The sequence below is a fragment of the Aeromonas sp. MR16 genome, from assembly GCF_022549315.1.
Classification (GTDB): domain Bacteria; phylum Pseudomonadota; class Gammaproteobacteria; order Enterobacterales; family Aeromonadaceae; genus Aeromonas; species Aeromonas aquatica.
In genome coordinates this window covers 1-22905 of record NZ_JAKZFK010000049.1, presented here as the reverse complement: position 1 = coordinate 22905, position 22905 = coordinate 1, and the positions used below count along the sequence as shown (strand labels likewise).

At 61.2% G+C, this 22905-nt stretch carries 21 protein-coding genes and 1 pseudogene; 11 read left to right on the top strand and 11 right to left on the bottom strand.

What is annotated here, in order from left to right; genetic code table 11:
* Together MM194_RS21100 and MM194_RS21095 are read left to right on the top strand one after the other, a co-directional pair.
* A pseudogene (locus tag MM194_RS21100) lies at nucleotides 1-121 on the top strand (IS1595 family transposase); the annotation flags it as partial.
* 270 nt (nucleotides 122-391) lie between these two features.
* Nucleotides 392-1024 carry a LysE family translocator gene (locus MM194_RS21095; RefSeq protein ID WP_241344874.1) on the top strand — a complete coding sequence of 211 codons (633 nt, stop codon included), beginning with the start codon at nucleotides 392-394 and terminating at the stop codon, nucleotides 1022-1024.
* Between the two features lie 99 nt (nucleotides 1025-1123).
* On the opposite strand, the gene fis is transcribed toward MM194_RS21095, so the two are convergent.
* Both fis and dusB read right to left on the bottom strand, forming a co-directional pair.
* On the bottom strand, nucleotides 1124-1420 hold the full coding sequence (fis, locus tag MM194_RS21090) for a DNA-binding transcriptional regulator Fis (RefSeq protein ID WP_005309538.1): 297 nt from the start codon (nucleotides 1418-1420) through the stop codon (nucleotides 1124-1126).
* Nucleotides 1421-1454: 34 nt separating this feature from the next.
* Nucleotides 1455-2420 (bottom strand): tRNA dihydrouridine synthase DusB, encoded by a 966-nt coding sequence (gene dusB, locus MM194_RS21085; protein ID WP_241344873.1) that lies wholly within the window; start codon nucleotides 2418-2420, stop codon nucleotides 1455-1457.
* A 292-nt stretch (nucleotides 2421-2712) separates the two neighbouring features.
* Between dusB and MM194_RS21080 the strand changes: the two genes are divergently transcribed.
* From MM194_RS21080 to MM194_RS21065, 4 genes are read left to right on the top strand one after another with little or no spacing between them, the layout of a single operon-like run.
* Nucleotides 2713-4119: a TolC family protein gene (locus MM194_RS21080; protein WP_241344872.1), complete on the top strand. Its 1407-nt coding sequence runs from the start codon at nucleotides 2713-2715 to the stop codon at nucleotides 4117-4119.
* A complete protein-coding gene (locus tag MM194_RS21075) occupies nucleotides 4116-5120 on the top strand; it encodes an efflux RND transporter periplasmic adaptor subunit (protein WP_081966256.1) in 1005 nt (334 codons plus the stop codon). The genes MM194_RS21080 and MM194_RS21075 overlap by 4 nt, the downstream gene beginning before the upstream one ends.
* Nucleotides 5120-6262, top strand: a complete 1143-nt coding sequence (locus tag MM194_RS21070) for an ABC transporter permease (RefSeq protein ID WP_241344871.1) — start codon at nucleotides 5120-5122, stop codon at nucleotides 6260-6262. Before MM194_RS21075 ends, MM194_RS21070 begins: the two co-directional genes overlap by 1 nt.
* Nucleotides 6259-7437 carry an ABC transporter permease gene (locus MM194_RS21065; RefSeq protein WP_241344869.1) on the top strand — a complete coding sequence of 393 codons (1179 nt, stop codon included), beginning with the start codon at nucleotides 6259-6261 and terminating at the stop codon, nucleotides 7435-7437. The genes MM194_RS21070 and MM194_RS21065 overlap by 4 nt, the downstream gene beginning before the upstream one ends.
* Nucleotides 7438-7465: 28 nt before the next feature.
* On the opposite strand, the gene MM194_RS21060 is transcribed toward MM194_RS21065, so the two are convergent.
* From MM194_RS21060 to MM194_RS21050, 3 genes are all read right to left on the bottom strand, one after another.
* Nucleotides 7466-8101 carry an SDR family oxidoreductase gene (locus tag MM194_RS21060; RefSeq protein ID WP_241344867.1) on the bottom strand — a complete coding sequence of 212 codons (636 nt, stop codon included), beginning with the start codon at nucleotides 8099-8101 and terminating at the stop codon, nucleotides 7466-7468.
* Between the two features lie 130 nt (nucleotides 8102-8231).
* Nucleotides 8232-9092, bottom strand: a complete 861-nt coding sequence (locus MM194_RS21055) for a DnaA/Hda family protein (protein ID WP_033132261.1) — start codon at nucleotides 9090-9092, stop codon at nucleotides 8232-8234.
* 66 nt (nucleotides 9093-9158) lie between these two features.
* Nucleotides 9159-9833, bottom strand: a complete 675-nt coding sequence (locus MM194_RS21050; RefSeq protein WP_042655071.1) for a DnaT-like ssDNA-binding domain-containing protein — start codon at nucleotides 9831-9833, stop codon at nucleotides 9159-9161.
* A gap of 302 nt (nucleotides 9834-10135) precedes the next feature.
* Here MM194_RS21050 and MM194_RS21045 point away from each other — a divergent pair, with 302 nt between their 5' ends.
* The gene (locus tag MM194_RS21045) at nucleotides 10136-11107 is read left to right on the top strand and encodes a response regulator (RefSeq protein WP_033132262.1); all 972 of its coding nucleotides are present in this window, start codon (nucleotides 10136-10138) and stop codon (nucleotides 11105-11107) included.
* A 66-nt stretch (nucleotides 11108-11173) separates the two neighbouring features.
* On the opposite strand, the gene MM194_RS21040 is transcribed toward MM194_RS21045, so the two are convergent.
* The 3 genes from MM194_RS21040 to MM194_RS21030 all read right to left on the bottom strand — a co-directional run bounded on the left by MM194_RS21040 (nucleotide 11174) and on the right by MM194_RS21030 (nucleotide 14111).
* On the bottom strand, nucleotides 11174-12571 hold the full coding sequence (locus tag MM194_RS21040; protein WP_033132263.1) for a peptide MFS transporter: 1398 nt from the start codon (nucleotides 12569-12571) through the stop codon (nucleotides 11174-11176).
* A gap of 212 nt (nucleotides 12572-12783) precedes the next feature.
* Nucleotides 12784-13695 carry a UTP--glucose-1-phosphate uridylyltransferase GalU gene (gene galU, locus MM194_RS21035; RefSeq protein WP_033132264.1) on the bottom strand — a complete coding sequence of 304 codons (912 nt, stop codon included), beginning with the start codon at nucleotides 13693-13695 and terminating at the stop codon, nucleotides 12784-12786.
* A 95-nt stretch (nucleotides 13696-13790) separates the two neighbouring features.
* A complete protein-coding gene (locus MM194_RS21030; RefSeq protein WP_033132265.1) occupies nucleotides 13791-14111 on the bottom strand; it encodes a ComEA family DNA-binding protein in 321 nt (106 codons plus the stop codon).
* Between the two features lie 165 nt (nucleotides 14112-14276).
* On the opposite strand from MM194_RS21030, the gene cysQ reads away from it, so the two are divergent.
* Nucleotides 14277-15047, top strand: a complete 771-nt coding sequence (gene cysQ / locus MM194_RS21025; RefSeq protein ID WP_241344865.1) for a 3'(2'),5'-bisphosphate nucleotidase CysQ — start codon at nucleotides 14277-14279, stop codon at nucleotides 15045-15047.
* Nucleotides 15048-15142: 95 nt separating this feature from the next.
* On the opposite strand, the gene MM194_RS21020 is transcribed toward cysQ, so the two are convergent.
* From MM194_RS21020 to MM194_RS21010, 3 genes are all read right to left on the bottom strand, one after another.
* Nucleotides 15143-15439: a YciI family protein gene (locus MM194_RS21020; RefSeq protein ID WP_033132267.1), complete on the bottom strand. Its 297-nt coding sequence runs from the start codon at nucleotides 15437-15439 to the stop codon at nucleotides 15143-15145.
* Nucleotides 15440-15463: 24 nt separating this feature from the next.
* Nucleotides 15464-16015, bottom strand: coding sequence for a septation protein A (locus MM194_RS21015; protein ID WP_033132268.1), 552 nt, complete (start codon nucleotides 16013-16015; stop codon nucleotides 15464-15466).
* Nucleotides 16016-16108: 93 nt separating this feature from the next.
* Nucleotides 16109-17644 (bottom strand): aminotransferase class V-fold PLP-dependent enzyme, encoded by a 1536-nt coding sequence (locus tag MM194_RS21010; RefSeq protein ID WP_033132269.1) that lies wholly within the window; start codon nucleotides 17642-17644, stop codon nucleotides 16109-16111.
* 240 nt (nucleotides 17645-17884) lie between these two features.
* On the opposite strand from MM194_RS21010, the gene MM194_RS21005 reads away from it, so the two are divergent.
* The 3 genes from MM194_RS21005 to MM194_RS20995 form a co-directional block, all read left to right on the top strand.
* Nucleotides 17885-18517 (top strand): hemolysin III family protein, encoded by a 633-nt coding sequence (locus tag MM194_RS21005; RefSeq protein WP_241344864.1) that lies wholly within the window; start codon nucleotides 17885-17887, stop codon nucleotides 18515-18517.
* A 114-nt stretch (nucleotides 18518-18631) separates the two neighbouring features.
* Complete coding sequence (locus tag MM194_RS21000; protein ID WP_241344862.1) at nucleotides 18632-20293, top strand: putative transporter; 1662 nt, start codon at nucleotides 18632-18634, stop codon at nucleotides 20291-20293.
* 223 nt (nucleotides 20294-20516) lie between these two features.
* On the top strand, nucleotides 20517-22905 hold a 2389-nt coding region (locus MM194_RS20995; RefSeq protein ID WP_241344860.1), incomplete at its 3' end, for a retention module-containing protein.

Below are 22905 nucleotides of genomic sequence, written 5' to 3'. Positions count from 1 at the left end.
CTATTTGAGGAATTATCTGGGCTGGCGAAGGATGTTGGAGCGTTATGGGCAGGCAGTGGATATCCCGCATTGCTTGCATGAGGCGCTGGGGCGCCCCATGCAACACGTAATTGGGACATAGCCTTTTTTATTGGCTGGAATTCAGGGGGTTGTAGAGAGTTTGTTCATCATCAGCCTGTTTTTTAGTCTGCCGCGTCGTAAAACTATACTTATTCAGTTAAATACACTGCCTGTTACGTCCTCTATTGCTCATCTCCTTCCTCATTTTATGCCGCGTTATGTCCGCTTCCGAGCCGCTATGCCTTTCATTGATGCTCACTATTGCCTGAAACAGACGTGACAAGGCCAGCCGGATCCATAGACTGTGTGTCTCATGCACAAGGAGCTGTCTATGTTGGGGATCCACGATCTGGCGTTGTTTATCGTATCTGGCTTGCTGTTGAACATGATGCCTGGACCGGACTCGCTGCTCATCATGTTGCGTAGCGGCTCGCAGGGTTGGCGAGCGGGCTCGGTGGCGGCGCTGGGGATAGGGACGGGGACCATGGTGCATGTGCTGGCGGCGGCCCTGGGGCTGTCGGCTCTGCTGAGTACCTCGGCCGAGCTGTTTACCGTCATCAAGTTGATGGGGGCACTCTATCTGGTCTATCTGGGGATTTCCCTGCTCAGGCAAGGCGCCACGACCACTGCGACGACCGAGCCCCCGGTGACGATGCCAGCGCTCTCCTACGGGCGGATCTTTCGGCAAGGCTTGCTGACCAATGTGCTCAATCCCAAGGTTGCGCTCTTCTTCCTCGCCTTTGTACCTCAGTTTATCGCCCCCGATGCGCCGCAGAAGGCGCTGGCGTTTATCGTGCTGGGCTGCATCTTCAATCTCAACGGCATGATCTGGTGCCACCTGCTGGCCTTCTCGACCGCCTATGCGAGCCGCAGGGTACGGCTGCCTGCCCGGTTGGGGCGCTGGCTCAACCGCTTGATGGGAGGCCTGTTTGTCGGCCTTGGCCTCAAGCTGGCGACGGAGTGATGTTCGGCCATTGCAGACATTGCAAAAGCCGGCCATAGAAAAAGGCGTATCCCATCGCTGGGATACGCCTTCGTCTGCACTGCAGCAGGATGACCGAAATCAGTTCATGCCGTAGCGTTTGAGCTTTTTACGCAGGGTACCACGGTTGATGCCCATCATCACGGCGGCGCGAGTCTGGTTACCACGGGTGTACTGCATGATCACGTCCAGCATGGGAGCTTCGACTTCGGAGAGAACCATATCGTACAGATCAATCACTTCCTGACCGTTCAACTGGGCCAGGTAGTTACGCAAGGCCTGTTGCACAGAGTCACGCAGGGGGCGCTGGGTCGGCTCGGCAGCGTGATTGTGAGTAGTTGTTACCAATGCATCAGAAGTCAGGGTTTGTTCGAACATATTCGGTCGGCTCTTTAGTTATGCGAGTTATGCGTTAACCTAATCCATCGAAATACACTTCAAGTGCTTCCAGCTGTGCATCTGCACAATCCAGGGCATTGAAATGTTTACGGAATTCTCGGCCCGTCTTTTCTTCATCCAGATACCAGCCCACGTGTTTACGGGCAATGCGCGCTCCCAGATATGCACCGTAAAACTGGTGCAGGTTGGTAACATGCTCGTTCATCAGGGTGCGAACCTCTTCCCTGTCGGGAGGCGGCAGCTTGGTGCCCGTTTCAAGAAAATGACGGATTTCCCGGAAAATCCAGGGTCGTCCTTGCGCAGCACGGCCGATCATCACGGCGTCGACGCCGGTATAGTCGAGGACATACCGGGCCTTCTCCGGGCTGTCTATGTCGCCATTGGCGACCACAGGAATCGATACGGCCTGCTTAATCGCCCTGATAGTGTCGTACTCCGCTTCCCCCTTGTAGAGGCAGGAACGGGTACGACCATGCACGGCAAGGGCCGCGATACCGCAATCTTCGGCGATTCGGGCGATCTCCTCGCCATTGCGGTTATCCGGATCCCATCCTGTGCGGATCTTCAAGGTGACAGGCACCTCCACTGCATTCACCACGGCCTGGCAGATGGTTCTGACCAGTTCGGGTTGACGCAGCAGGGCGGAGCCCGCCAACTTCTTATTCACTTTTTTTGCAGGACAACCCATGTTGATGTCGACGATCTGAGCGCCCTGCTGCACGTTGTAGCGGGCGGCAAACGCCATCATCTCCGGGTCGGCTCCGGCAATCTGGACCGATCGCAATCCGCTTTCGGCAGAATGGCCCATTCTCATCCTGGTTTTCTGGGTATCCCAGACATCCGGGTTGGCCAGCAGCATCTCGGAAACGGCCATGCCTGCTCCCAAACGTAAACAAAGTTCACGAAATGGTCGGTCTGTTACACCGGCCATGGGGGCCACGATCAAGGGAGTTTCAAGCGTGTGGGGACCTATCTGCATTCCACGGTTACCATCGGCTTAGGGCGGCGTATATTACGCATTTTTTAGTCAGGAGAAAAGGTTAGTATTTGAGCGTCAGCCACTTTTTTCTGAAAAAAACGTCGCGCCAAGGCTTGCAAATTCAGGAGTGCTTGAAAATCAGACATATTGTCTGAGACCATGATCGGGGCCAAATGAGTGAGGGACTCAGTGATTTGCCAGTCTCCCTCCGCCGCGGGTTTACGTTATGATAGCGAGCCTGAATCGAGCAAAGGCTCCACACAATTTTATTACAAACAGAATTTGGGGATGTATGACGTCAAGGTTCATCAAATCGCTCTGTCCGTGCCTGCTGGGGGCCATGCTGGGCTCTGCCCAGGCACAGACGGTGAGCTTCACCGAGGCCTGGAGCCGGGTCATCCAGCAGGATGACGGATTGGCGGCGGAGCAGGCCGGGGTAGAGCGGGCAGAGCAGCTGCGCGAGGCCGCCAAGGCCATGTACCTGCCCAAGGTGGATCTGGGGGCCAGCTACACCCACCTCGATCAGCCGATGGAACTGGACATGCTGGACCTCAATCCCATCGCCAACCACCCGGAATTTGGCAAGGTACTGGGCCCCGTCATGCAGGCGCTCAACCTCAGCCCCAGCGACTTCGTCACCCCCCTGACCAAACAGAACGTGGTCACCAGCTCGGTCAAGATGCTGTGGCCGCTGTTCGTCGGCGGGCGTATCGATGCGGCGCAGGACATTCGCCAGGCCCAGGTGAGCGAGGCGCAACAGCTGCTGGTGCTCAAGCAGCAGGCCACCTTCGAGAGCCTCTCCCAGACCTACTTCGGGGTGGTGCTGGCGGCGCAGGTGGTGCAGACCAAGCAGGAGATAGAGCAGGGGCTGGCCCATCATCTGGATCATGCCCAGAAACTGGAGGCACAAGGCCAGATCGCCAGGGTCGAGCGGCTCTCCGCCCAGTCGGCCTATGACAGGGCTCGCATCGATACCCAGAAGGCGCGGCGCAGCCTGGAGATCGCCCAGCTGGCGCTCGGTCACATGCTCAAGATCAAGCAGGCGGAACCCAACAGCCGGCTCTTCATCAACGAGAACATGCCCCAACTCGATCCTTTCGTGCAGGAGACCCTGACGGTGCACCCCGGCCTCAAGCTGCTGGCGGCCAAGAAGGAGCAGGCGCAGGGCATGATCAAGCTGGAGAAGGGGAAGTACGCCCCCGAGCTGTTCCTGTTCGGCAACTACAACCTCTATGAAGATGACTCCATCGTCTCCAAGACCACGCCGGATTGGCTGGTCGGGGTCGGGGTCAGCATGCCGCTGGTGAGCCGTGATGGCCGCTCCGAGACGGTGCAGGCGGCCAAGAGTGCCGAGCTGCAGGTCAACCTGTTGCAGGCCAAGACCCGCCAGGATCTGGAGCTGCTGGTCGAGAAGACCTGGCGCGAGGCGGCGCAGGGGCTGGAGGAGTACCACTCCCTCTCCTCGACCCAGGCATTGGCCGAGGAGAACGTGCGGCTGCGGGACAAGGCGTTCGGCCAGGGGCTCTCCACCTCGCTGGATGTGGTGGATGCGCGCAACCAGCTGGCCGGGGTCAAGACCCAGCGCGCCGCCGCCGCCTATCAATACGTGATCTCCCTGGCCCGCCTGTTGGCGCTCTCCGGTCAGATGAACAGTTTCAATCAATATCAGCATGCTCAGGCGACAGAGGTGAATTCATGAGTCATCCCCCCATCAAGAAGAAGATGAGCCAGGGCAAGCCGCTGCTGTTGCCGCTGGCCCTGGTGCTGCTGGTCATCTGGCTGGGCTGGCGTTTCTGGCTGGCCTATCAGCCGGAGCCGGTGCGCCTGCAGGGCCAGATCGAGGCGCAGCAGTATTCGGTCTCCTCCAAGGTGGCGGGGCGCATCGACGAGGTGCTGGTGAAGAAGGGAGATCAGCTGGCCAAGGGTCAGCTGGCATTCACCCTGGCCAGCCCCGAGATCGAGGCCAAGCTGAGCCAGGCCAAGGCCGGGCAGGCGGCGGCCGGCGCCATGGCGCAGGAGGCGGAGAAGGGGGCGCGGGCCCAGCAGATCGCGGCGGCCAAGGATCAGTGGCAGCAGGCCAGGACGGCGGCCCAGCTTCATGGCAAGACCTATGAGCGGATCGCCAACCTGCACCGGGAAGGGGTGATGCCGCTGCAGAAACGGGACGAGGCCTGGACCGCCTGGCAGGCAGCCAAATACAGCGAAGGCATGGCCTGGCAGCAGTATCAGATGACCCTGGAAGGGGCACGGGAGGAGACCAAGGTCGCGGCCCGCGAGCAGGCCAAGATGGCGGCAGGCGGGGTGGCCGAGGTGGAGGCCTATCTGGCCGATACCCGCATTGCCACTCCCCATGCCGGCGAGGTCGCGCAGGTGTTGCTGCGCAGCGGCGAGCTGGCACCGCAGGGCTTCCCGGTGGTGACCCTGCTCGACATGGAGGATGCCTGGGCCCAGTTCCACGTGCGCGAGGATCTGCTGCCCCGCTTCCAGGTCGGCACCGAGTTCGATGCCAGCCTCCCAGGGTTGGGGGATCAAACGGTGCGCTTCAAGGTCACCCACGTGGCGATGATGGGGGACTTCGCCACCTGGCGTGCCACCGACACGCGCCAGGGCTTCGACATGAAGAGCTTCCAGGTGGAGGCGCGCCCCTTGCAACCGGTTGAAGGGTTGCGGGTCGGCATGAGCGTGCTGGTCGAACTCTGATGCGGCGCGAATGGCGGCTGCTGTGGCAGGATCCCTTCAGCCGGGCCCTGATAAGCTGGATCCCGCTGCTGCTGATCGGGCTGCTGTGCTGGATTTTCTCGGCCGGGCTGGCGCGGGATCTCAAGGTGGGTCTGGTGGATCTGGATCGCAGCGCGCTCTCCCGTCAGCTGGCGTTCTCGCTGGATGGCTCCGCCGGTCTGCGCCTGAGCGATCAGTTTGACTCCATCGACGAGGGGGCCAAGGCGCTGCGCGGCGGCGACGTCTATGCCCTGGTGGTGATCCCCGCCCATCTGGAGCGGGATGCGCGGGAGGGCACCCAGCCCAAGGTGACGGTGTTCAACAACGGCCAGTTCATCCTGATCGCCAAGCTGGTCAACGCGGCGTTGGCCCAGGTGGTCGGCACCCTCAACGGCCAGGTCGGCGTGCTGGCGGCCATGGCCGATGGCAAGGCGCTGCCCGGCGCCCTGGGGCAGTCCGTCCCCATCGCCAGCCAGGTCACGGCGCTCTACAACATCAACTCCAGCTACGCCCAGTTTCTGTTGAGTGCCCTGCTGCCGGCGGTGTGGCAGATCCTGGTGGTGCTCTATGGCATCAACGCCCTGGCCCGGGCCGATCGACTCGGTCTGGACTGGACCACGCAAGGGGTCTGGTTCGGCCTCTGGCGCACTCTGTTGCCTCATGTGCTCATCGGGTGGGTATGGGGGCTGGCGTGGAGCCTGCTGTTGTTCAGGGCGCTTGGCTATCCCATGCAGGGGAGCTGGCTGGTGTTGGCGCTGGGTCTGGGGCTGGCCTCGGCCGCCTGCGTCAGCATGGGGGCCTTCTTCTATGGCGTCATCCGGGATCCGGCCCGCGCCCTGTCGCTGGCGGGCGCCTACACGGCACCCGGCTTCGCCTTCATGGGGGTGACCTTCCCGGTCAGTGCCATGGGGGACTTCGCCCAGTTCTGGCGCAGCCTGCTGCCCATCTCCCACTATGTGGAGCTGCAGGTCGGGCAGGCGAACTACGGCCTGCCGCTCGCTGCGGCCCTGCCCCAGTTCGGGGCCCTGCTGCTGTTCCTGCTGCCGCTGTTACTGGTGGTACGGCGCTATCAACCGCAGGCCCATGCCGCTCGCCAGCTGGCCGCTAAGGAGCCGGAACTATGATGGGTTTCTGGGATCTGGTGCGCCTCGAGCTGCGTACCCTGCTGGCCGACCGCGCCATCATGCTGACCCTGTTTGGTGGGGTGTTCTTCTACTCCTTCCTCTATCCGCAGCCCTATCTGCACCAGTTGCCCCGGGAAGAGGCGGTGGTGGTGGTCAACGATGATGGCAGTCAGCTCTCCCGTCAGCTGGAGTTCATGGCCGATGCTACGCCCCAGGTGAAACTGGTGGCGCGGGTCGGCAGCCTGGAGGAGGCCCGTCAGTGGCTGCTGACCGGCAAGGCGAGCGGGATCCTGCACATTCCTCGCCATTTCTACCGGGATCTGATGCTGGGCAAGAGCGTGACCCTGAGCTATGCCGGCGATGCCTCCTATTTCCTGGTCTATGGCACCATCGCCGAGGGACTGGCCCAGGCAGGGGGCACCCTGGCGGCCGGGATCAAGGTGGCGCGTCTGCTCAGCCAGGGCGAGGCGCTGCCCCAGGCGGCCATGGGCTGGAACGCGGTGGGGCTCAACGTGCTACCGGTCTTCAACCCCAGCATGGGTTATGTGAATTACGTGGTGCCGGCGGTGTTCGTGCTGATCCTGCATCAGGTGCTGTTGATGGGGGCCAGCATCCTGGGGGCGACCCAGAACCAGCGAAGCGTGCGCGGGGAGTCCGGTTACTGGCAGAAGGTGCCGGTGCTGCCTCTGCTGCTGGCCCGCACTCTGGTGCTGGGGGGGCTGTTCGTGCTGCCCGTGAGCTACTTCTTCGGCTTCTGTCTCGACTACTACGGCATAGCCCGCACCGCCGATCCGACCGAGCTGTGGCTGTTCATCCTGCCCTTCCTGCTGGCGACCACCTTGCTGGGCATAGTGCTGGGGGCGCTGCTTACCCGCCGCGACCTGCCGACCCAGGTGGTGTTGGTCTCATCACTGCCGCTGGTCTTCCTCGCCGGCTTCATCTGGCCGCTGGAGCTAATCCCGACGCAGCTCAACTGGCTGGCCCAGTGGGCGCCGAGCACGCCGGCCATCGAGGGATTGCTGCGCCTGAACCAGATGGGGGCCGATTTTACTCAAGTGGCCCCTTACTGGTGGCAGCTGTGGGGCCTGACGCTGCTCAACGGTCTGCTCGCTTGTTGGTTGCTGGCGTGGCGCCAGCGGCAGGCCGCCGAGACCAAGATGAAAACGGTCAGCTGAGGCTGACCGTTTTTTTTGGTGGACGGGCTCAGCTGCGCTGCAGACCGGGGTCGCCGATGGCGTAGATCTGGCCGAGGGCCTGCTCGTCAGTGAGCAGTCGCAAACCCTGCATGGCCACGTCCTGGCGTCTGACCAGACCGTGTACCTCTTTTCCCTGACTCAGCACTGCCTGGCCGGTGGCCTCGCCATCCTGCAGTCCCGCCGGCCGCAAGATGGTCCAGGCCAGCGTGCTGCTCTGCAACCAGCTCTCGGCCAGGCTCTTCAAGCGTACCTCGTGACCGAAGGCCGTTCTGGCCCGCTCTGGCAGATATTGCCAGCTGTCGCCGCAACCGAGCGAGGTCACCAGCAGCAGGCGCTCGAGCCCGGCCTGCTCCATTCCATCTATCACATGGCGGTTGCCCTGATAGTCCACCGGCTGCGGCTGGCGAAAGCTGCCGAGGGTGGAGACCACTTGCGCCTCGTTGCCTGCCAGGATGCAGACGCGAGTGACGGCAGCCGGATCCAGGGCATCCCCCTCGACGACCTCGACCCCCAGCGTGCGCAGCTCGGCCGCCGCCTCCGGGTTGCGAACCAGGGCCAGGACCCTGTGCCCCTGGCGCAGGGCCTGATCGGTGAAGGCGCGGCCCAGCCCGCGGCTGGCTCCGAAGATGAGTGTTGTTGGCATGAGAGATCTCCCTTGGACAAAAGGGCTAGCCTAGGGGCTCGACGGCGCTATGTAAATGAGAGTTGTTTCTATCTGTGAGGGGGCGGGGGGGAACGACGGGCCGGGCGTCGCTGACGCCGGCCCTTGGGGATCAGCCGTTGTAGTGACCTATGCTGGGGCGGCGGCTGGGGCCACTCAGGTGGATATCCACCGGATTGAACGCCTTGATCGCCTCGAAGCTGAAGTCGCCGATGGCCTGGTGCAGGCTCTGGGGGCTGTGGTTGGTGATGATGATGACGCTCTTGGATAGGTTGCGACGACGGCGCAGCAGGTGGCCGAGGAAGCTGGACTGGCTCTCCGCCATCTTGGTGCGGTTGGCGGCCACCTCGTCGATGATCAGCAGATCCACCTCTTCCAGCGCGCGGCGGTACTGATTGCGCTCCTCCTGATCCTGGATCACGTTGAAGAACAGCCTGTCCACCACTGAGGCCCACTGCTGGAAGATCACCGATTTCTGATGCAGGGCGATCAGCTCATGGGCCACGGCGCCCGCCAGGGTGGACTTGCCGGTGCCATAGTCACCGTAGATGAGCATGCAGCCGCCGCCGCTCTTCTCCCAGTGCTCGAAGCCGCTGATAAAATAGCGGGCCGTCTCCATGGGGTATTGCAGCGCCGGATCGGTGGCGTCCATCTTGTCGAATATCCAGTCCGGGTTGAGGTCGGCCTGGGCGATCAGCTTCTGGATCCGCTCCTGGCGGGCCGTCTTCTGCAGCTCGCGCACCTCGGCGTTGGCCTTGGCGTCATACTCCTTGCGCAGGGTCTCGTAGTCGTACTGGCTGCCGCCGGTCTGGGCCTGCAGGCGGCGAATGCGCTCGAGCAGGCCGCCCACGTGCTGGCTCAGCTCGGGATCGTGGATACGGAGGTCCTGTTTGGCTTTCGCTTTGGCGATCCTCTGGCGCTTGGCCTCGATCTCCTCCAGCTCCTGGCGCAGGGGATCGTGCGGGTCAGTCATGGAAGGCTCCTTCTGCTGGGGCTGGGTTGGCAAGGGGCTAATAGTGCCTGTTGCGGGCGTTCGGGATCAATCATTATCCGGCTCCTGGGTCTGGGCCAGGCGCTTGGCCTCTTCGATCATCTCCTGTGCCCGCTTGCTCGGGCCAGACTCGGCGGGGGCAGGCGTGACCTGTTGATAGCCCGCCACCACCATCGGCTGACGACGGGCGTAGCGGCGGCTCTTGAGGGCCCGGATAAACCTGAGCATCCACTGATGCTGGGAGTCGAACACCTCGGGGCGCCCCAGCCAGTAGGCAATGAACTCCCCCAAATCCTCTTCGTTGTAGCTGGCGTCGATCACCCCGCACAGGCGGGCGAGTGCGGGCAGTTCCTCATCCGGTCGCCACTGCAGGTGCATCTGGAACGGGCGCTCCGGTAGCGGGCTGCGTACCCGCTGGCTCAGCAACGGCAGCTGGAACGGGCTCTGATGGTAGTGCTCACTGTCGGGCTGAGCCTCGACCTGCAACAGCCCGGCCTCCATCAACTCGTCGAGCAGCTCGGTCAGCTGGCGGGCATTGACCTGGAAACAGAAGCCGCTGGGATCGGTGGGATCCACCACCGCCAGCGCCCGACCCAGCTCGGGGTAGTTGAGCCTGGCCAGCTGATTTTCCAGCACCAGTCTGCGCAGCTGCAGGGTATAGAGGCTGCGGGCCGGGTGGGATAATCTGGGATGGGCGAGGGCGCTGTATTCGGCTGGAGTCATGGTGTTCTTCAGGATCAGGAATGGGGGCATTATCCCTCATGGCGGGGTCGCACACAATTCACGGCTCACACACAAGCCGAAGTGGTTATGAGGGACTCATCGCCCGCCGGATACCTTCCTCAGCGGGGAGAGTTCCTGGTTGGCCAGAAAATCTCGATAAAATAATCCGCCCATTTCAAATGGTTGGGAGGCGTCATGACCATTTCAAGCGGATGCGCGGCAATATTGAGTGGCGAGATAGACCACAGATGCTCTAGGCTTAATGCTCAACTAACACTCTGACTAATAAGAGCTTTGTCAAGATGTCAAAAGCCGGACTACGGATTCTGGTGGTAGAAGATGAAGCGGTTTTTCGCCACTCGCTGGTCACTTATCTCGAGCATGATGGGGCCTGTGTGTTTCAGGCCGAAGACGGCATTGAAGGGCTCTCTGCCGCCGCGCTCTATCACCCCGATATCGTATTATGTGACCTGAACATGCCGAACATGGATGGGCATGAGGTCATCGCCTGCCTCGCCGCCCGCTACCCTGAGGTGCCCGTCATCGTCATCTCGGGCCAGGACAAGATGGCATCGGTCGAGCGAGCGCTGCGGGCGGGGGCCAGGGACTTCTTCATCAAACCGGTGTCCGATTACAGCCAGATCCGGCGTAGCATCGATCAGTGCCTGGCGGGTAGCGCCCACCAGAGCCAGCAGCTGGAGCTGATGGATCACATGGATTTTTTCCGGGGGCACGACAGGGCTTCCAGCCGCTTGTTGGCCTGGCTGACGCCGCCCGGTTTGCAGGAGTGGGGACCCTGGCAGGTGACCTTCGCCGGCATGGGCAACTTGTTTATCCCCGATACCTTCAAGTTGGGGGACAAGTTGCTGGTGCTGGTGATGGAGCTCCCCATCCTCGGCATGGATGCCGCCTTCTGCGGTGCCCTGGTGCGATCGCTGATGAATGGCCCCTACCGCCAGTATCAGCAGCAAGAAAGCCTGCTGCTGACCCAGCCCCACCGTCTGCTTGACTATCTTAACCTGCAACTCATCGAATCGGGTCTGCGTCATTCGTTCGCCATGGCGGCGCTGCTGTTTGATCAGGAGGATGGCCTGGTGTTTGCCAATGCGGGTCTCACCTCGCCCCACTGGTTGATGCGCTCGGGCGGCTTGCCGCTTGGATTGATGCGCAGCACTCGCTATACGTTGCACAAACGCAGCTGGCACGAGCCGTTCGAACTGCAGTTTCGCAGCGACAGCGGCAGTGCGCTGAAGATGCAGGTTCGTCACCACTGAATCGATGAGCACAAAAAAACAGGGCGCCCACTGGGCGCCCTGTTTGCTTTTTACAATCCGGACCGGTTAGACGGTGGCAGACTGCAGGGTTTTGTCGTGTTCGTCAGACTCTTTGGCCGGACCTTCGGCACCGTGCATCCAGTAGACCAGACGATTGGCCATGGTCAGCAGGATCAGGGCACTGATCACGGCGGCGATGGCGATACCGCCGAAGATGGCGATGGGGCCGGACTCACCGACGAAGGAGCCCACGAAACCGGCGATGTAGTTGGCCAGTGCGACGAAGCCGAACCAGGCACCCATCATCAGGGAAGCCAGACGCAGCGGAGCCAGCTTGGTCACCATGGAGAGACCGATCGGGGAGAGGCAGAGCTCACCCAGGGTGTGGAACAGGTAGGCACCGACCAGCCAGAACATGGAGGTCTTGACGGCCTGATCACCACCTTGCTCCAGCACGGCACCGATCATGAACAGGAAGCCGATAGCCAGGAACAGCAGACCCATGGCGAACTTCACCGGGGAGTTCGGCTCTTTATTGCCGAGCTTGATCCAGATGGCCGCGACTATGGGTGCGAGCGTGATGATGAAGAAGGGGTTCAGGGACTGGAACCAGGCGGTCGGCACTTCGAAGCTGCCGATCATGCGGTCGGTATATTCCTGCGCATACAGGTTCATCAGGCCGCCGGCCTGCTCGAAGCCTGCCCAGAAGATGATGGTGAACAGACCCAGCACCAGGATGACCTTGATGCGATCCACTTCCTGCTTGGTCAGTGGCGCCTTCTGCTCCTTGGAGCGTTGTGCGGCGGCGCGTTGAGCGGCCGGCACGCGGCCGATGTCACCCAGGAAGCGCTGTGCCATGGTGGCTTGCACGACGAGGGAGAGCAGCATGCCGATACCGGCGCTGACGAAGGCGGCTTGCCAGCCGTAAGCAGTGGCTGCGGCACCGCAGATCACGCCCGCCAGCAGGGAGCCCAGGTTGATACCCATGTAGAAGATGGTGAAGGCCCCGTCACGACGGTGATCACCGGTTTCATACAGATCACCCACCATGGTAGAAATGTTCGGTTTGAACAGACCATTACCCAGGATCAGCAAGCCAAGACCGGCGTAGAAGACGGTGTTGACCATGTCCGGGAACATGGCGTGGGGCAGGGCCAGGGTGAACTGACCCGCGGCCATGAAGATGGCGCCAATCAGGATCGCACGGCGTTGGCCGAGGAAGGTATCGGCCAGCCAGCCACCGATGATCGGGGTGATATAGACCAGGCCGGTGTAGATGCCGTACAGCTTGAGTGCGTCGGCTTGAGTCCAGCCCATGCCGCCGTTGGCGGTCATGTCGGTCAGATAGAGTACGAGGACGGCGCGCATGCCGTAATAGGAGAATCTCTCCCACAGTTCGGTACTAAAGAGCAAAAAAAGCCCTTTAGGATGACCTAAAAAGGTCCCTTTAGACGGGTTATTCATGGAACTTCCACCTGTGTCTTATATTTTTTTAGGAATTTTATGCAAGGGCTAGAAACAAGCCATATTCCTTATAAAACATGCTGGATCGAATTACAACGAGAGGTTTTGACGATATTTTATCTATCGATGGTTGAATATTTGTTTATAAAATGAAAATGGGCATCGAATGATGCCCAGTCTTTTATTCTGTGTATTGTGTGAATTTTCAGCTATTACAACTGTTTGACGAACTGCTTGAGCCAGGCGGTAAATTCGCTGTCCATCTCCCGATGGCGTACCGCGTATTCCACATTGGCCTTCATGTAACCCAGCTTGCTGCCGCAATCGTGGCTACGACCCTTCATGAAGTAGGCGTTGACCTGCTCATGTTCCATCAGCATGGCGATGGCATCGGTCAGCTGGATCTCGTCGCCCGCCCCGGCCGGGGTCTTCTCCAGCAAGGGCCAGATGTTGGCGGAGAGCACATAGCGGCCGACCACGGCCAGGTTGGAGGGCGCCTCGTCGCGCGGCGGCTTCTCGACGATGGCCTGCATCGGCAGCGACATGCCGGCGCTCAGGGCCTCGCCCTTGATGTCGGCGATGCCGTATTTGTCCACTTCGCTCTCGGGGACGGCTTCCACCATGATCTGGCTGATCTGGTCTGCCTCGAACATATGCACCATCTCGGCCAGGTTGTCCTGCTTGAGATCGCTGGCCACCTCGTCGATCAGCACATCAGGCAGCAGCACGGCGAAGGGGTGATCCCCGATCAGCGGGCGGGCGCACAGCACCGCATGGCCCAGGCCCTTGGCCTCGCCCTGGCGCACGTGCATTATGGTGACGTCTTTCGGGCAGATGTGCTGCACCTCTTCCAGCAATTGGCGCTTGACCCGCTTCTCCAGGGTCGCTTCCAGCTCGAAGCTCTTGTCGAAGTGGTTCTCGATGGAGTTCTTACTGGAGTGCGTCACCAGAATGATCTCCTTGATGCCGGCGGCGATGGCCTCACGCACCACATACTGGATCAGCGGCTTGTCGACCACCGGCAGCATCTCTTTCGGGATGGCCTTGGTGGCGGGCAGCATACGGGTGCCCAAGCCGGCGACGGGAAGAACGGCCTTGCGAACAACGAGCGGGGTCTTTTTCATGGAAATGAGTCCGAAGATACGAAGTGAACTCATGATACCCGAAGAAAAATAGGGCAGCCACAGGCCGCCCTCAGGATGAGAGGAGTTCAAATCGGTTACTTGACGATAATCATGTCCCGATTGGCATCCAGAGTGGCGGGCCCGATGCCACTCACATCGGCCAGCTGATCCACCGAGGTGAACTTGCCCTGTTTCTCCCGATAGTCGACGATGGCCTGGGCCTTCTTCTCGCCAATGCCTTTGAGCGCCGCGAGTTCCACGGCGCTGGCGGTGTTCAGGTTGATCTTGCCGACCTCCTTGGCGCTGGTCACTGTCGTTGCTGGCTTGGCTGCCGGCTTGTCGGCGGCGAGCACAGGCTGGCTCAATAACGGCAAGAGGCTCAGCAGCAGGGTGGCGGTCAGGGTTTTGTAGTTCATGGTTTCACGTCCTTGTATGGTGCCGAATGGCTATAAAAAACTAGTCGAGCTGCGCCATTTTTCGTCTGTCAGAGTTAACAAGGAATAACACAATCAAATCGGCTATAAGCCACACACCTCCAGAATAGGTACACTGGCTAACCATTTGAGCGAGATATCTTTTCCATGTACTTACCCGCCATTTCAGAGCTGGAGCCCATCGCCCGCGCCGCCGGTGAGGCCATCATGGCCATCTATAGCAAACCCTTCGCGGTGGAGTACAAGCAGGACGAGAGCCCGCTCACCGCAGCCGATCAGGGGGCGCACGAGGTGATTGTGCAGGCCCTGGCCAGCCTGACCCCTGATTTCCCCGTGCTGTCGGAGGAGTCGGATGTCGGGATCATGCAGGCCCGGTTCAGTTGGTCCTGTTACTGGCTGGTGGATCCACTGGATGGCACCAAGGAATTCGTCTCCCGCAATGGGGAGTTTACGGTGAATATTGCCTTGATTGACGATGGCAGGCCGGTCTGGGGGCTGGTCTATGCCCCTGTGCTGGACAAGCTCTGGTATGGCGGCAAGGGACTGGGGGCCTGGCGGATTGACGAAAGCGGCACTGCCGCGATCCAGACTCGGCCTCATGTAGAGGGACAAGCCTGGAAGGTGGTGGGCAGCCGCAACCATCTGTCACAGGCGACCCTGGATTATCTGGCTCGCTTTGGTGACATAGCGCGGGGCGAGATAGAGCTGGTCTCCATGGGCAGCTCCCTCAAGTTCTGCATCATCGCCGAGGGAGGCGCCGAGCTCTATCCGCGCCTGGCCCCGACCTGTGAGTGGGATACTGCAGCCGCGCAGGCGGTGCTGGAAGGGGCGGGTGGCACTGTCACCCAACTCGATGGCGAGCCGCTTGCGTACAACAAGCGGGATATCCTCAATCCCTGGTTTGTGGCCAGGGCCTGACGCCACAGTTGTCAGCCCAGAGCGGCACAGACATGAAAAGGCCGGACAGTGTCCGGCCTTTTCTATTCCTATGGTCAGGGGTCTAACCCCCAGCCTCAGAACACCTTCTTGTAGGGCTTGATGGTGACGCGGGCGTAGACACCTGCCGCCACGTAAGGGTCTGCATCGGCCCAGGCCTTGGCCTCTGCCTGGCTGCCGAACTCGGCGATCACAGTACTGCCGGTGAAGCCCGCATCGGCGGGATCCTCGGCATCGATGGCCGGGTTGGGGCCGGCGGTCAACAGCCGTCCTTCATCCTGCAAGGCCTGCAAGCGAGCAAGGTGGGCGGGGCGTGCCAGTTTGCGCTGGGGCAGGCTGCCTGCCACGTCTTCGGAGTAGATCAGATACCACATGGAACAGTCCTTTTCATGTTGCGGTTATTTTTCTTGCTCGGTTTTTTGCTCTGCTGGCAGATGGCGATAGAGGTAGACGCCGCTGAGCAGGGTGAACACCAGGGTCATGCCCAGCAGGCCGAATACCTTGAAGTTGACCCACATCTCTTGGGACAGGTTGAAGGCCACATAGAGGTTGAGCAGACCACAGGCGGCGAAGAAGGCGACCCAGCCGAGATTGACGTGATCCCAGATGCGATCCGGTGCCTGCAGCTCCTTGGCCAGCATCTGCTTGATGAGATTCCTGCCAAAACCGTAGCGGCTGATGAGCAGCGCGAGGGCGAACAGCACGTTGATGACGGTGACCTTCCACTTGATGAAAGTGTCGTCATGGAAGAAGACGGTGAGGCCGCCGAAGAAACCGACCAGCAGGAAGGTGAACAGCTGCATCTTCTCGACCTTGCGATAGCGGATCCAGCTGTAGGCGAGCTGCAGGCCGGTGACCACCACCAGGGCGCCGGTGGCGGTGTAGATATCGTAAAACTTGTAGACCGCGAAGAAGACGATCAGGGGAATAAATTCAATAAACTGCTTCATGCTGGGCTCATCAACCTCAAAATTTGACTCAGTGTACCTGCCCGTTAGGCAACGGCAAATGAATAAGACCCGCCGGTTTGCCGTCGGTTCCCGTTATTTTCCCGCCACGCCTTGAACGCTTGGTGTCTCAAACAGTGCGTGGGCGATGGCCTCGCCGAGCCGCAACTGATCCGCCAACAGATCACGGATGTGGCGCTCCTCGATCAGCGGATTGAGCAACACGGCGCGCAGCAGGGTGAGCGGTTGCGCGCCGTAGCGTCCCACCGCCCGCTGGGTACGGGAGACGAAGCTGTGTCCCTCGGCGCGTTGCGCTTTTTGCAGCGCCACGTTGAAGCGGTTGATCTGCTCGTTGGCTCCTTCATCCAGCGCCTTGCCTTGCAGGTGAGGCGGAATGCAGCGGTAGGAGAGCAGGTTCATCACCGGTGCCGACATCAGCTCGAAGGCCGGGCTCGCCTCGATCAGAGTGGCCATCAGCCGCGCCCGGTCGTAGTTGGCCTCGATCAGCGCGGCATAACCCTGCTGGCCCAGTAGCTGGAAGGCGGCATCCAGATAGAGTGCATTGGCCGGACGGGTCCCCTCCAGGGTGAAGCGACCCTGATCGAAGGAACTGGCGCGAATGGCGTAGGGGGCCTCCCGCTTGACGGCCATCATCAGATCCGGCTGACGGCAGAGCAGCATGCCGGTGCCAAGCGGTACCAACAGCTGTTTGTGACCATCCAGGGTCACCGTATCGGCCAGCTCAATCCCGGCCAGCAGCCCCTGATAGCGAGGGGAATAGAGCGTCGGGCCGCCCCAGGCGGCATCCACGTGCAGATGGATCTGTTCGCGCCTGGCGATGGAGGCGAGTTCGGGCAGGGGATCGATGGAGCCAAAGTCCGTGCTGCCGGCAACCCCGACCAGCGCCAGCACCTTGAGTTTCTGCGCCTTGCACCGGGCCAGCGCGGCTTCCAGCGCCGGGATGCTGAGCCGGTTGTTGGCGTCGGTGTCGAGGCGCCACACGTTCGATGCCCCCAGCCCCAGCAGATCCATACCCTTGTCGAAGGAGTAGTGCATCAGCCGCGAGCCCAGCACCACGGCGCCGCGATAGCCCTGCTCATAGAGCGCGAACAGGTTGTCGCCACAGGTCCGGTTGCGGGCCAGCCAGAGGGCAGTGACGTTGGCGATGGTGCCGCCGCTGGTCATGACGCCGAGGGCCGCATCCTTGGCATGCATCTGCGCCTCGTAGAAGTCATCCTCCTCGCGATAGATGAGGCGGTGCAGCTTGGCCAGCACCTCCCGCTCCAGGAAGCTGAGCAGGCGGGAGGACTCCATCTTCATCGGATTCTGGTTGAGCATCACCAGTAGGCGCGACAACTCGGCGGTGAAGGCCGGCAGTGGCGCCGTCATGTGCCCCATGTAGCGTGGAGAGGTGAGATGGGAGGCGCCGGGGACCAGGGTGGCGAGCCGCGTGAGGTACTCTGTCGTGCTTATGCCGGTGGCGGGCATACGGGACTGATCGAGCTGATGAACGAAGTGATCGCGCTGGTAGGGGGCCTGACTGTCATCGGAGTGATGAAAGGTCTCCAGCAGGGCCGTCATGGCCTGGCCGAAGGCAGGATCCGGTTGTGTAAAGAGTTCAGTCAGCTTCATCAGGTTCTCCAGACCAGCGTGTCGGGCAGAAAATAGCGGGCAGAAAGCGTGCCGGCAGACATTGCCATCGGCACGGGCGGCGGGTGGCGTCGGCCGCAGAGCATACACCAAAGGACCCTGGGGAACAGCCATCTCCTGACTGCCTGGAACCCGGGGTGGTCGCCTCAATATTTTTGAGCTAACACTTGTAGCCTGAAATGAGGGCCGCTAGAGTGAGCCGAATCTGAACAGGAGTTTCTGATGAGTGATGTGACGGGGTATTCCCCACAGGAGGAGTGGGCCAACCGCCTCAGCCATGGGCTGGGGTTGCTGTTCGGGATCGTTGGCCTGATCCTGCTGTTGCACAAGGGCTGGAATGAGGGACCACAGGTGCTGCTGAGCTACGGCCTCTATGGCGTTAGCCTGGTCCTGCTCTACCTCGCCTCGACCCTCTACCACAGCATGGGGTCGGGGACGGCCAGACGCTGGTGCAAGGTGTTCGATCACTGCGCCATCTACCTGCTGATCGCGGGCACCTATACCCCCTTCCTGCTGGTGGCGCTCGACACGCCGCTGGCGCAGGGGTTGATGGTGGTGATCTGGGGGCTGGCGCTGGTGGGAGTGGTGTTCAAATTGTTGTTTATCAACCGTTTCAAGCGGTTGTCTCTGTTCACCTACCTGATGCTGGGCTGGCTGTCGCTGGTGGTGGTCTATCAGCTCTACCTGCATCTGGCAGGGGAGGGATTGTTGCTGCTGGGGATAGGCGGGCTCATCTACAGCCTGGGGGTGATCTTCTATGTGGCGAAGCGGATCCCCTATAACCACGCCATCTGGCATTTGTTCGTGCTGGGGGGCAGCCTGTGTCACTTCGTGGCCATCTATGGCTACATCTAACCCTTAGTTGGTATTTTGGTGCCATTGAAAGGCTAAATTCGTGCGGCACCCCACAGTTGCCCCTTTCGTTTGCTGACAAGCTATGCGCAGTTCAGCTTGCAAAGGATGCACACAATGAGTGAGATCGCGCTTTCCATCAGCATGTTGTCGCTGGTGGCGGTGCTGGGACTCTGGCTGGGAAACTGGCGGGTCTATGGCGTGGGGTTGGGGATCGGCGGGGTGCTGTTCGGCGGCATCATAGTGGGCCACTTCGCGGGCCTGTCCGGCTTGCAGTTAAATGAGCAAACACTTCATTTTATTCAAGAATTTGGCCTGATCCTGTTCGTCTACACGATCGGCATCCAGGTCGGCCCCGGTTTCTTCTCCTCCCTGCGCAGCTCGGGCCTCAAGCTCAACGTCTTCGCCGCCTTGCTGGTATTGCTCGGCTGCGTGGTGGCGGCGGCCTTGCATCAGCTGTTCGACGTGCCGCTGCCGGTGATCCTCGGGGTCTTCTCCGGCGCCGTGACCAATACCCCCTCCCTCGGGGCCGGCCAGCAGATCCTGGCCGAGCTCGGGGCCGATCCGGACATGACAGGCCTGATGGGGATGGGTTATGCGGTGGCCTATCCGTTCGGGATCTGCGGCATCTTGCTCACCATGTGGCTCATTCGACTGTTCTTTCACATCAAGATCGACGAAGAAGCCGCCGCGTTCGAACAACAGGCAGGCAAGACCAAGGAGAGCCTGCAGACCATCAACATCGCGGTGCGCAACCCCAATATGCATGGCCTGATGTTGCGCGAGATCCCCAGCCTGGACGAGGCTGACGTGATCTGCTCCCGCCTCAAGCGCGATGATGAGCTGATGGTGCCTAATCCGGACTCACGGATCCAGCTCGGCGATCTGCTGCACCTGGTCGGCGAGCGACACGCCCTGCACAAGGTGTTGCTGGTGTTGGGGGAAGAGGTGGAGACTTCGCTCTCCACTCGGGGTACCGAGCTGCGGGTCGAGCGGGTAGTGGTCACCAACGAGCAGGTGCTCGGCAAGCGGATCCGCGACCTCGACATCAAGCAGAAGTACGATGTGGTCATCTCACGGCTCAATCGGGCCGGCATCGAGCTGGTGCCGACCAGCCAGACCAGCCTGCAGTTCGGCGATATTCTCAATCTGGTAGGGCGGCTCGAGGCCATCGAGGCCGTGACCAGCGTGGTCGGCAACGTGCAACAGAAGCTGCAGCAGGTACAGATGCTGCCGGTGTTCATCGGCATCGGCTTGGGTGTGTTGCTCGGCTCCATCCCCTTCTACCTGCCGGGCTTCCCCGCGGCGTTGAAGCTGGGGCTGGCAGGGGGGCCGCTGGTGGTCGCGCTGATCCTGTCGCGCATCGGCAGCATCGGCAAGCTCTACTGGTTCATGCCGCCCAGCGCCAACCTGGCGCTGCGCGAGATCGGCATAGTGCTGTTCCTGGCGGTGGTGGGATTCAAGTCCGGGGCCGGCTTCATCGACACCCTGATCAACGGCGATGGTCCGGCCTGGATGATGTACGGCATGGCGATCACCCTGATCCCGCTGCTGGTGGTCGGGGTGCTGGCGCGCCACTATGGCAAGCTCAACTACCTCACCCTGTGCGGCCTGCTGGCGGGCTCCATGACGGATCCTCCCGCCCTGGCGTTCGCCAACGGCATGCACCCAACCAGCGGGGCCAGTGCCCTCTCCTACGCGACCGTCTATCCGCTGGTGATGTTCCTGCGGATCATCTCCCCCCAACTGCTGGCCATCCTGCTCTGGGCCGGAGCCTGAGCTAGCGCAACACGGGAGCCTACCGGGGCTCCCGTGTTCAAGCTGTCATAATCGATATTATTGATTTAACTAATTTTATTACCCTTCACCTACCCTTCGTTTTCAGTCCATAACCAGGTTTCATATTGGTCTGTTCGTTCGATTTTTCTCACTGGTTTCTGGTCAATATAACGGGCACATTAGAGGCTGGAGATACATGCCCATTGATATTTCAGGAGAAACCATGAGCAGCCATAACATCGTATTGGATCAGGATGTCGTCGTTACCCAATTGCAAGGCAAAATCTATCTGGTTGCCGCTGACGGGAGCCAAACACTTCTGACCGAAGGTGATGTGCTGCCCAAGGATGCGGTGGTGTTCAGTCCTGAGGGAGCCAGCTTCCAGGGCGGGAATACGACCTTCACCCTGAGCCCGACCAAGGAACCCGCAGCGGAAGATATCTTGCTGGCACAGAACAATGCTGCGCAGACTCCTGACGATATTGCGGCCTTGCAGAAGGCCATCTTGGACGGGACCGACCCGACCAAGACCTTTGAGGCGTCGGCAGCTGGCGGGGCTCCCGCTGCGGGCAATATCGGTGGCGTCGCGGGCGCCAGCGGCAATGGCGGCTTTGTCACCATCGACAGAACCGGCGATGCAACCATCTCCACCGCCGGCTTCGACACCGCCAACCCGGCCGGCCTCGCACCGGTAGCCGACGCGCGAGACGGAGAGGATGAACTCGTCGATCTCACTGCTCCCGTTATCACCGTCTCCGCACCAGATAACACCAATGACAAGACCCCGACCCTGACGGGGTCCACCGATGCCCCGGTCGGCAGCACTGTGACCCTGGTGGTTACCGATGCCAACGGCAACCCGCAGACCTTGACCACTCTGGTCAAGCCGGATGGCACCTTCAGCGTGGACGCCACCACTTCGCTGGCCGATGGTCCCTACAAGGTCACGGCTTCGGTGACCGATCCTGCCGGCAATACCGGTACCGCCACCGACGATGGCAGTGTGGACAGCACGGCACCTTCGGCTCCCCTGGTCGAGATCCAGGACGGGGCAGACAATGTCATCTCCGCCAATGAGCGGGAGAGCGGGGTGGACGTCATCATTCGTCTGCCTGCCGATGCCAAGGTGGGGGATCGCCTTGACGTTGACTGGAATGGGGATGGCGTGCCCGACAGCTCATCCGTACTGACGGCGGATGACATCAACAAGGCGCTGGTCAACCTGACCATTCCGACGACGGATCTGCCGGTCAATGGCCCCATTTCGGTCGATGCCACCCTGACCGATTTGGCGGGTAACACCTCGCCAAAGGGCACCGACAATAGCGTGGTGAACGCTCCTCCCGTACCCAGCAATGACCAGTTCAACGTGGCAGAAGATGGCACCGTCACCATCAATGTGCTCGGTAACGACAGGGATCTGGATGGTGATCGCCTGACCATTACCACCATCAATGGCCAAGCCATTACGGAAGGTAGTTCTGTCGCCATCGACAATGGCACCGTGACCCTGACCAATGGTCAGCTGGTATTCACGCCAGCTCCGGATTTCAATGGCAATATTTCCTTCGAATACAGCATCACCGACGGTCTGCACAACGCCACAGCAGGTGTGACCGGTACCGTGACTCCGGTCAACGATGCGGCACTGATCAGCGGCAGCGACACCGGCTCCGTGGTAGAAGACGCGACCAACCCGACCCTGACCGACAGCGGCGTGCTGACGGTGACCGATGCGGATGCAGGCCAGGCGGTATTCCAGGCCGGCACCGGCACCCCGAGCGCGGATGCGCTGGGGACCCTGACCATCACCAGCGGCGGCGCCTGGACCTACAACGTCGACAACAATCTGGTGCAGTACCTCAAGGAGGGTGAGACCAAGGTCGAGACCTTCGTGGTGCACAGTGCCGATGGCACGGCCCACACCGTGACCATCACCATCACCGGCACCGATGATCTGCCGACCATCGCGGGCGACGATCAGGGCGCGGTGGTGGAAGATGCTGCTAACCCGACCCTGACCGATACGGGCACCCTGACCATCACCGACGCCGATGCGGGCCAATCGGAGTTCGTGGCCGGCAACGGCACCCCGAGCGCGGATGCGCTGGGGAGCCTGACCATCACCAGCGGTGGTGCCTGGACTTACAACGTCGACAACAATCTGGTGCAGTACCTCAAGGAGGGTGAGACCAAGGTCGAGACCTTCGTGGTGCACAGTGCCGATGGCACGGCCCACACCGTGACCATCACCATCACCGGCACCGACGACCTGCCGGTCATCTCCGCCGACAGCGGTGCGGCCACCGAGGGAGACCTGACCCCGGTGACCGGTACCCTGACCGCGAGCGATGCGGACAACCCGGGCCTGACCTTCGTGGCCGGTAACCAGCACAACGCCTACGGCCAGTTCGCGGTGGATGCCAGCGGCAAGTGGAGCTTCGTGCTGGCGGACAACGCCACCGTCGATGCGCTGGCCAAGGGGCAACAGCATGTCGAGCAGTTCACCGTCAGCCTGAGCGATGGCTCGACCACCACGGTCACCATCACCATCACCGGCACCGACGATCTGCCGGTCATCTCCGCCGACAGCGGCGCGGCCACCGAGGGAG

Bases quoted from the DNA above. Each gene is read 5' to 3' on its own strand.
- MM194_RS21095 (WP_241344874.1), top strand. From the start codon at position 392: ATGTTGGGGATCCACGATCTGGCGTTGTTTATCGTATCTGGCTTGCTG.
- fis (WP_005309538.1), bottom strand. From the start codon at position 1,420: ATGTTCGAACAAACCCTGACTTCTGATGCATTGGTAACAACTACTCAC.
- dusB (WP_241344873.1), bottom strand. From the start codon at position 2,420: ATGCAGATAGGTCCCCACACGCTTGAAACTCCCTTGATCGTGGCCCCC.
- MM194_RS21080 (WP_241344872.1), top strand. From the start codon at position 2,713: ATGACGTCAAGGTTCATCAAATCGCTCTGTCCGTGCCTGCTGGGGGCC.
- MM194_RS21075 (WP_081966256.1), top strand. From the start codon at position 4,116: ATGAGTCATCCCCCCATCAAGAAGAAGATGAGCCAGGGCAAGCCGCTG.
- MM194_RS21070 (WP_241344871.1), top strand. From the start codon at position 5,120: ATGCGGCGCGAATGGCGGCTGCTGTGGCAGGATCCCTTCAGCCGGGCC.
- MM194_RS21065 (WP_241344869.1), top strand. From the start codon at position 6,259: ATGATGGGTTTCTGGGATCTGGTGCGCCTCGAGCTGCGTACCCTGCTG.
- MM194_RS21060 (WP_241344867.1), bottom strand. From the start codon at position 8,101: ATGCCAACAACACTCATCTTCGGAGCCAGCCGCGGGCTGGGCCGCGCC.
- MM194_RS21055 (WP_033132261.1), bottom strand. From the start codon at position 9,092: ATGACTGACCCGCACGATCCCCTGCGCCAGGAGCTGGAGGAGATCGAG.
- MM194_RS21050 (WP_042655071.1), bottom strand. From the start codon at position 9,833: ATGACTCCAGCCGAATACAGCGCCCTCGCCCATCCCAGATTATCCCAC.
- MM194_RS21045 (WP_033132262.1), top strand. From the start codon at position 10,136: ATGTCAAAAGCCGGACTACGGATTCTGGTGGTAGAAGATGAAGCGGTT.
- MM194_RS21040 (WP_033132263.1), bottom strand. From the start codon at position 12,571: ATGAATAACCCGTCTAAAGGGACCTTTTTAGGTCATCCTAAAGGGCTT.
- galU (WP_033132264.1), bottom strand. From the start codon at position 13,695: ATGAAAAAGACCCCGCTCGTTGTTCGCAAGGCCGTTCTTCCCGTCGCC.
- MM194_RS21030 (WP_033132265.1), bottom strand. From the start codon at position 14,111: ATGAACTACAAAACCCTGACCGCCACCCTGCTGCTGAGCCTCTTGCCG.
- cysQ (WP_241344865.1), top strand. From the start codon at position 14,277: ATGTACTTACCCGCCATTTCAGAGCTGGAGCCCATCGCCCGCGCCGCC.
- MM194_RS21020 (WP_033132267.1), bottom strand. From the start codon at position 15,439: ATGTGGTATCTGATCTACTCCGAAGACGTGGCAGGCAGCCTGCCCCAG.
- MM194_RS21015 (WP_033132268.1), bottom strand. From the start codon at position 16,015: ATGAAGCAGTTTATTGAATTTATTCCCCTGATCGTCTTCTTCGCGGTC.
- MM194_RS21010 (WP_033132269.1), bottom strand. From the start codon at position 17,644: ATGAAGCTGACTGAACTCTTTACACAACCGGATCCTGCCTTCGGCCAG.
- MM194_RS21005 (WP_241344864.1), top strand. From the start codon at position 17,885: ATGAGTGATGTGACGGGGTATTCCCCACAGGAGGAGTGGGCCAACCGC.
- MM194_RS21000 (WP_241344862.1), top strand. From the start codon at position 18,632: ATGAGTGAGATCGCGCTTTCCATCAGCATGTTGTCGCTGGTGGCGGTG.